Origin of the sequence: Kineococcus aridisoli (assembly GCF_050871885.1) — a bacterium.
Classification (GTDB): Bacteria; Actinomycetota; Actinomycetes; order Actinomycetales; family Kineococcaceae; genus Kineococcus.
The window spans coordinates 1-7,045 of sequence record NZ_JBJLSF010000143.1 but is presented as its reverse complement, the minus strand read 5'-3'; the positions used below and the strand labels follow the sequence as shown (position 1 = coordinate 7,045).

Sequence of the window (7,045 nt, the reverse complement as noted above, 5' to 3'; positions counted from 1 at the left end):
AGCCGGGTCCGGGCGGGCTCAGCCGGGCCGGACGGGCTCAGGAGGCCGTCGGGACCCCGGGCGGCACGCTCGCCGGCGGGGCGACGGCCCGGGCCGGGGGCTGGCCGCCGGCCCGGGCCAGCCGGGCGCGCAGCGAGCGGCGGCGGGCGACGACGTCGGTGGCGCCGGCCGGGGCCGAGCCGCCCTCGGCCAGGCGGCGGCGCAGGACGGGCAGCGCCACGGCGCGGCGCACCACGACGGGGGCGAAGCCCAGCCGGGCCACGTAGCGGGTGTAGTCGCGGTCCCCGGGCAGCACCGTGCAGGCGAGCTGCTCGGCGCCCTCGGCCTCCGCCAGGTGCAGCGCGCGGCGCAGCAGGGCGCGCCCGACACCGCGGCGGCGGTGGCCGGGCACGACGTGCAGGTGCTCGACGCTGGGACCGGCGGGGTTGCCCAGGGGCAGCAGCGGCGACGTCGTCAGCAGGGCGTAGCCGACGGGCTCGGCGCCCAGGGAGGCCAGCAGCACCCGGGCCTCACCGTGGTGCAGCGCCTCCAGCAGCCGGCTGCGGACGTTGTCGACGGAGGCGCGCAGCTGGCCCTGGTCGAAGCGGGCGGAGTTGTACAGGTCCATGAGGACGTCCACGTCGGCGGCGCTCGCCTCGCGGACCTCGACAGCGGGTCGTGGCACGTGATCCCCTTCCGCACGCACGTCGGCGCGTGCACCTGGAGCAGACCGGGCCCCCGCTACCGGTGACCGCCCGCGGCGGCTGGAAGCGGACACTAGAGCAGGAGCGGGCCGGACGGAAGATCCACCTCGGTGGAACCCCCCGACCGGCCCGCTGCGGGCTCGCGCCCGGCCGACGCGGACCCGTCCTAGACGTCGCCGCCGAGGTAGGCGGCGCGGATCGAGTCGTCGGCCGCCAGCTCCGCGCCCGTGCCCGAGCGCACCACCGAGCCGGTCTCCAGCACGTAGGCCAGGTCCGCGGTGCGCAGGGCCTGGGCGGCGTTCTGCTCCACGAGCAGGACCGTGGTGCCCTGCCGGTTGATCTCCACGACGATGGAGAAGATCTGCTGGATGAGCTTGGGCGCCAGACCCATCGACGGCTCGTCCAGCAGCAGCACCCGGGGCCGGCTCATGAGCGCCCGGCCGATGGCGAGCATCTGCTGCTCACCGCCGGACATCGTCCCGGCCGGCTGGGAGCGGCGCTCCAGCAGGCGCGGGAAGAGCGTGTAGACGCGCTCGAGGTCGGAGCGGTAGGCGGCCGAGCGCCGGTCCTTGCGGGTGTAGGCGCCCATGTCGAGGTTCTCCTCGACGGTCATGCCGACGAAGGTGCCCCGCCCCTCCGGCGCCTGGCAGAGCCCGCGCTGGACGAGCTTGTACGAGGGCACCCGGGTGATGTCCTCGCCTTCGAAGAGGATGCGGCCCGCCCGCACGCTGCGCAGCCCGGAGACCGTCTTCAGGGTCGTCGTCTTGCCGGCGCCGTTGGCCCCGATGAGGGTGGCGATGCTGCCGGCCGGCACCCGGAAGGAGACGTCGCGGATGGCCTCGATGCGGCCGTAGTTGACGCTGAGGCCCTCCACGACGAGCTGGTCCTCGCCGAGGGCGCGCTGCGGCGCGCCGACCGCGCTCTGCTCGCTCACAGGTGCTCGTCCTCCTCGGACAGCTGGTCGTCGTCGACGCCCAGGTAGGCGGCGATGACGGCGGGGTCGTTGCGGATCTGCTCGGGCGCCCCCTCGGCGATCTTCTTGCCGAACTCCAGGACCACGATGCGGTCGGTGACCCCCATGACCAGCCGCATGTCGTGCTCGATGAGCAGCACGGTGTTGCCCAGGTCGCGCACCCGGCGGATGAGGTCCATCAGGCGCTGCTTCTCCACCGGGTTGAACCCGGCCGCGGGCTCGTCCAGGCACAGCAGCTTGGGCCGGGTGGCCAGCGCCCGGGCGATCTCCAGGCGGCGCTGCTCGCCGTAGGAGAGGTTGCGCGCCAGGTCGTCGCCGCGGTGGCCGAGGTCCATCATCTCCAGCAGCTCGTCGGCCAGCTGCAGCCCCTCGCGGGTCTCGCGCCGGTGCAGCGGCAGCCGGAAGAGCGAGTTCAGCACGCCGGAGCGGTGGTGGGAGTCGGCTCCGACGAGGACGTTCTCCCGCGCCGTCATGTTGCCGAACAGCCGGATGTTCTGGAACGTGCGGGCGATCCCCAGCCGGTTGATCTGGTACCGCTTGCGCTTGCCCAGCGGCTGGCCGTCGAAGACGACGCGGCCGGAGGTGGGCTGGTAGACGCCGGTCAGCGCGTTGAAGGCCGTGGTCTTGCCGGCCCCGTTGGGGCCGATGAGCCCCAGGATCTCCCCCTCGCGGATGTCGAAGGACACCTCGTTCAGGGCGACGACACCGCCGAAGCGCAGGGTGACGGACTCCATGGACAGCAGCGGCCGCCCGGCGGGCCCCGCCTGCGCGGAGCGGTCGTCCTTCGTCAGCTCAGGCACGTGCGCCTCCCTCGGTCCCTTCCAGGTGCTGCAGCTGCCGGGTCGCCTTCCGGGCCCGCCGTGCGCGCCGCGGTGGCAGCAGGCCCTGCGGGCGGAAGTTCGCCAGCAGCAGCAGGAGCAGCCCGAAGACCAGCACGCGGAAGTCGGCGACCTCGCGGAAGCGCTCGGGCAGGTAGCCCACGACGACGGCACCGGCCAGGGCGCCCCAGCGGTTGCCCTGACCGCCGACGACGACGGCCGCCAGGAAGAGCATCGACAGGTTGATGATGAACGTCTCGGGGTTGATGGAACCCTGCCGCGAGGCGAACAGCGCGCCGGACAGCCCGCCGATGAACGCACCCATCGCGAACGCCAGCAGCTTGTAGCGGAAGGTGGGGACGCCGTTGAGCTCGGCGGCCTCCTCGTCCTCGCGGGTGGCCTCCCAGGCGCGTCCGACCCGGCTGTTCTGCAGCAGCGTGTCCCCGACGAGGATCAGGATGATGAACACCAGCGCGAGCCAGTAGTACGGGACGCCGTCCAGCAGGCCGAACTTCGCGAACACCGAGGTGTCGCTGAGGTCCACCGTCGCCACCGGGCCGTCCCAGGACAGCGTCGGCAGCTCGAACAGCTCCAGGCTCGGCGGGCGCGGGATGTCCTGGATGCCGCGCGCCTGGTTGAGGAACTCGGAGTTGAGGGCGACGAGCCGGATGATCTCGCCGAAGCCCAGGGTCACGATCGCCAGGTAGTCCCCCCGCACGCGCAGCGTGGGGGCGCCCAGCAGCAGACCGCTGGCCGTGGAGACGGTCACCGCGAGGATGACGAGGATCGGCCACGGCAGGTCCCCGTGCAGGGACCCGAAGACGCCCACGGTGTACGCGCCGACGGCGTAGAAGCCGACGTAGCCGAGGTCCAGCAGACCGGCGTACCCCAGGACGATGTTCAGCCCCAGCGCCACCAGCCCGTAGCCGGCGACCGTGAAGAGCACCGAGCCGAAGTCGGAGTCCGGCGTGGACAGCAGCGGCGGGTTGATGAGCGGCAGGGCGAAGAAGAACAGCGCGACGAGGGCCCAGACGAGGACCTTCAGGACGCGGGGGGCGTCGTGCCAGCGGTCGCCGAGGGACCGGCGCTCGGCGGGACGGGGTGCGGTGGTGCTCATGCGCGTGCCTTCCCGAGGGACTCGCCCAGCAGCCCGGTGGGCCGGAAGAGCAGGACGACGACGAGGAGCGCGAACGCCACCACGTCCTTCCACGCCGCCCCGAACAGCTGCGAGCCGTAGTTCTCCGCGAGGCCGAGGACGAGGCCGCCCAGCAGCGCACCGCGGATGTTGCCGATGCCGCCGAGGACGGCGGCGGTGAAGGCCTTGATGCCGAGGATGAAGCCGATGTTGAACCGGGTGACCCCGATGTGGATCATGTACAGCAGCGCGGCCGCACCGGCCATCAGCCCGCCGATGAGGAACGTCAGTTGGATGACGCGCTTCTGGTTGACGCCCATGAGGGCGGCCGCCTCCGGGTCCTGCGAGACGGCCCGCACACCGCGACCCAGCCGCGAGCGGCGCACGAACTGGTCGAGCGCCAGCATCATGAGCAGCGCCGCGACGAGGACGATGACCTGGTTGCTGCGCACGGAGAAGCCGCCGAGGTTGACGATCTCCACGTTGGCCAGCGGGTTGGTGAACTGCGTGTACTCGCGGGCCCGGTCGACGTAGGGGGCCAGCGGCCCGGACAGGTTCAGCCAGCCGGCGACGCGGTCGCGCAGGCCCATGAGCTCGGAGAGCACGAAGGAGGCGCCGATGGCCGAGATGAGGGCGACCAGCGGCGGCGAGTTCTTCTCCCGCAGGCGGCGGTAGGCGACGCGCTCGACGAGCAGGGCGACACCGCCGCTGACGAGCATCGCCGCCACGAGCGCGGCCAGCAGCAGGCCGATCGCCGGCAGGACGCCCGTGCCGGCGCGGGCGCCGAAGAGGGTCATGCACCAGACGGCGGCGAAGCTGCCCCACATGAAGACTTCGGAGTGGGCGAAGTTGATGAGTCGCAGGACGCCGTAGACCAACGTGTACCCGAGGGCGAAGAGGCCGTAGACGGCGCCGACCACGAGACCCGTGAAGGTCAGGTCGAGGAAGGTGTTCAGGGTGTACCACCGGTGCTCGGGGGGCGCCGACGACTCGGCGACCCCGCTGGACGGACCGCGACCCCACCCGCGCGGGGCGGGTGGGGTCGCGGGATGGGCGGAATCAGGAACCGATCTCCTGGTCGGCGACGATCGCGCCGTTCTGCACCTTGTAGGCCCACACGCTGATCTCGCTGGGCTCGCCCTTCTCGTCGAACTTCAGCTGCTTGGTGACGCCGGGGGCGTCGTAGGACTTCACGTAGGACAGCAGGTCCTCGCGGGTGACGTTGCCCTCGGAGATGCCCTCGAGCAGGATCGTCGCGGCGTCGTAGCCCTCGGCGGAGTACGTGGCCGGCGCGGTGCCGTAGGCCTCCTCGTAGTCGGCGGCGAAGGTGCCCTCGGCCTCCTCCGGCGGCAGGCACGGGCAGGTGAGGATCGCGCCCTCGGCCGCGGGACCGCCGGCGGCCTCGATCAGGCCCTGGTCCTTGGCGCCGTCGTCGGAGACGAAGGCCACCTGCTCCTGGGTCAGCCCCGCGTCGCGCATCTGCTTGAGCAGCAGGCCGGCCTCGGCGTAGTAGCCGCCGAAGAAGACCGCGTCCGCACCGCTGGAGCGGATGTCGGAGACGACCGCGGAGAAGTCCGTCTGGCCCTTCTGGACGGTGTTGTCCTTCACCTTGGCCGCGCCGAGGTCCTGGCGGACGAGGTCGGCCAGGCCCTTGCCGTACTCGGTCGCGTCGTCGACGACGTAGACCTTCTGCTTGCCGAGGGTGTCCGTGATGTAGGTGGCGGCGGCCGGCCCCTGGGTGGCGTCGTTGCCCAGCACCCGGAAGAAGGTCTTCCACCCGTTCTCGGACAGGGCCGGGTTCGTCGCGGACGGCGTGATGCCGACCAGGCCCGCCTCGTCGAAGATCGGGTCGGCGACCTTGGACTCGCCGGAGAAGGCGGGCCCGACGATGCCGACGACCTTCTCGTCGCCGACGGCCTGGGTGGCCAGACCGGTGGCCTGGTCGGGCAGACCCTGGGAGTCGTACTCCTGGACCGCGACCTGGCAGGCGCCGGACTCGGCGTTGTGCTCGTCGACGGCGAGCTTGACGCCGTTGTTGATGTTGACGCCGAGGTTGGCGTCGGGACCGGTCAGCGCACCGAAGAAGCCGATGGCGATGCCCTCGGGGCAGTCGCCCCCGCCGGAGGCGGCACCGGACGGGGCGGTGTCGCTGCTGCCGCCGGTGGTTCCGCCGCAGGCGGCGAGCAGCAGGGCGGCGGCTGCGACCGGGGTCGCGATCTTGACGATGGGGCGCACTGGGTCGTCCTCCTGAGCCGTGGGCGCGGAGGCACCTGGGCGCCACCCGCGAGCACCCACCCGAGAGCGGTGGAGCCGGGGTGAACAGTAGGGGAAGGCCGTGCGGAACGGGGACGACTCGTGCACGTGTTCACCGGGTCGTTACACAGATCGGCCAGCCGAGGAGCGTTGCAGTGTGCAAATGTGCGCTCGGGGTGACGCGGGAGTGACCGGAGTGACTGCGCGCCCCACCCGGGAGCGGGCACGGTGGAGCGGCGCGGGGCGACCGGCGGCGGCGGTGCCGCCGGGTGCCCGCGCGGCACCGGTGCAGCGCGGGCGGCGCGCCCGGGAGCGGGCGGGGCGCCTCAGGCGCGGTCGTCGCCCGCGCTGATGACGGTCGTGGCGACCTCGCGCATCGTCAGGCGCTTGTCCATCGAGGTCTTCTGGATCCAGCGGAAGGCCTCGGGCTCGGTCATGCCGAACTGGGTCTGCAGCTTGGACTTGGCGCGGTCGACGAGCTTGCGGGTCTCGAAGCGGTCGGCGAGGTCGGCGACCTCGTCCTCCAGGGCCATGATCTGCTGGTAGCGGCTCACGGCGATCTCGACGGCCGGCAGCAGGTCGGCGGAGGTGAACGGCTTGACGACGTAGGCCATGGCCCCGGCGTCGCGGGCCCGCTCGACGAGCTCGGCCTGGGAGAACGCGGTCAGCAGGACGACGGGGGCGATGCGCGCCTTCGCGATCCGCTCGGCCGCCGAGATGCCGTCCAGCACGGGCATCTTGATGTCCATGACGACGAGGTCGGGCTTGTGCTCCTCCGCGAGCGCGACGGCCTGCTCACCGTCGCCCGCCTGGCCGACCACGTCGTAGCCGGCCTCGGTGAGCATCTCCACGATGTCCAGGCGGATGATCGCCTCGTCCTCCGCGACGACCACCCGACGCGTGGTCGTGGGAGAGGAGGCGGCGGTGTCGGCAGTGTTGGTCACGCAGGCATCCTAGACGGCCTACGACCCGCCGTCGTGGGGCTGGGGCGCGCGAGACGGCTGCGCTGCACCGGTAGGGTGATCGGGCACCCGGGCGGTCCCCCGTCCGGCGCCGCCCTGGTAGCCCAACCGGCAGAGGCAATCGACTCAAACTCGATCCAGTGTGGGTTCGAATCCCACCCAGGGCACCGACCGCCCCGCGACGCGCGAGCGCCCGCCGCCCGAGAGGACCCTCGGGCGGC

7 protein-coding genes and 1 tRNA gene are annotated in these 7,045 nt (G+C 72.4%); 1 reads left to right on the top strand and 7 read right to left on the bottom strand.

What is annotated here, in order from left to right:
* Nucleotides 1-37: 37 nt before the first annotated feature.
* From ACRYM2_RS22460 to ACRYM2_RS22430, 7 genes are all read right to left on the bottom strand, one after another.
* A complete protein-coding gene (locus ACRYM2_RS22460; RefSeq protein ID WP_432524877.1) occupies nucleotides 38-664 on the bottom strand; it encodes a GNAT family N-acetyltransferase in 627 nt (208 codons plus the stop codon).
* A gap of 185 nt (nucleotides 665-849) precedes the next feature.
* Nucleotides 850-1,617: an ABC transporter ATP-binding protein gene (locus ACRYM2_RS22455; RefSeq protein ID WP_432524876.1), complete on the bottom strand. Its 768-nt coding sequence runs from the start codon at nucleotides 1,615-1,617 to the stop codon at nucleotides 850-852.
* Nucleotides 1,614-2,456, bottom strand: a complete 843-nt coding sequence (locus tag ACRYM2_RS22450) for an ABC transporter ATP-binding protein (RefSeq protein ID WP_432524874.1) — start codon at nucleotides 2,454-2,456, stop codon at nucleotides 1,614-1,616. The genes ACRYM2_RS22455 and ACRYM2_RS22450 overlap by 4 nt, the downstream gene beginning before the upstream one ends.
* Nucleotides 2,449-3,591 carry a branched-chain amino acid ABC transporter permease gene (locus ACRYM2_RS22445; protein ID WP_432524873.1) on the bottom strand — a complete coding sequence of 381 codons (1,143 nt, stop codon included), beginning with the start codon at nucleotides 3,589-3,591 and terminating at the stop codon, nucleotides 2,449-2,451. The genes ACRYM2_RS22450 and ACRYM2_RS22445 overlap by 8 nt, the downstream gene beginning before the upstream one ends.
* Nucleotides 3,588-4,565: a branched-chain amino acid ABC transporter permease gene (locus tag ACRYM2_RS22440; RefSeq protein ID WP_432524878.1), complete on the bottom strand. Its 978-nt coding sequence runs from the start codon at nucleotides 4,563-4,565 to the stop codon at nucleotides 3,588-3,590. Before ACRYM2_RS22440 ends, ACRYM2_RS22445 begins: the two co-directional genes overlap by 4 nt.
* Before the next feature lie 103 nt (nucleotides 4,566-4,668).
* Complete coding sequence (locus tag ACRYM2_RS22435; protein WP_432524872.1) at nucleotides 4,669-5,844, bottom strand: branched-chain amino acid ABC transporter substrate-binding protein; 1,176 nt, start codon at nucleotides 5,842-5,844, stop codon at nucleotides 4,669-4,671.
* 344 nt (nucleotides 5,845-6,188) lie between these two features.
* Nucleotides 6,189-6,806 (bottom strand): ANTAR domain-containing response regulator, encoded by a 618-nt coding sequence (locus ACRYM2_RS22430; protein WP_432524870.1) that lies wholly within the window; start codon nucleotides 6,804-6,806, stop codon nucleotides 6,189-6,191.
* A 111-nt stretch (nucleotides 6,807-6,917) separates the two neighbouring features.
* Between ACRYM2_RS22430 and ACRYM2_RS22425 the strand changes: the two genes are divergently transcribed.
* Nucleotides 6,918-6,991, top strand: a tRNA-Leu gene (locus tag ACRYM2_RS22425).
* Nucleotides 6,992-7,045 lie beyond the last annotated feature (54 nt).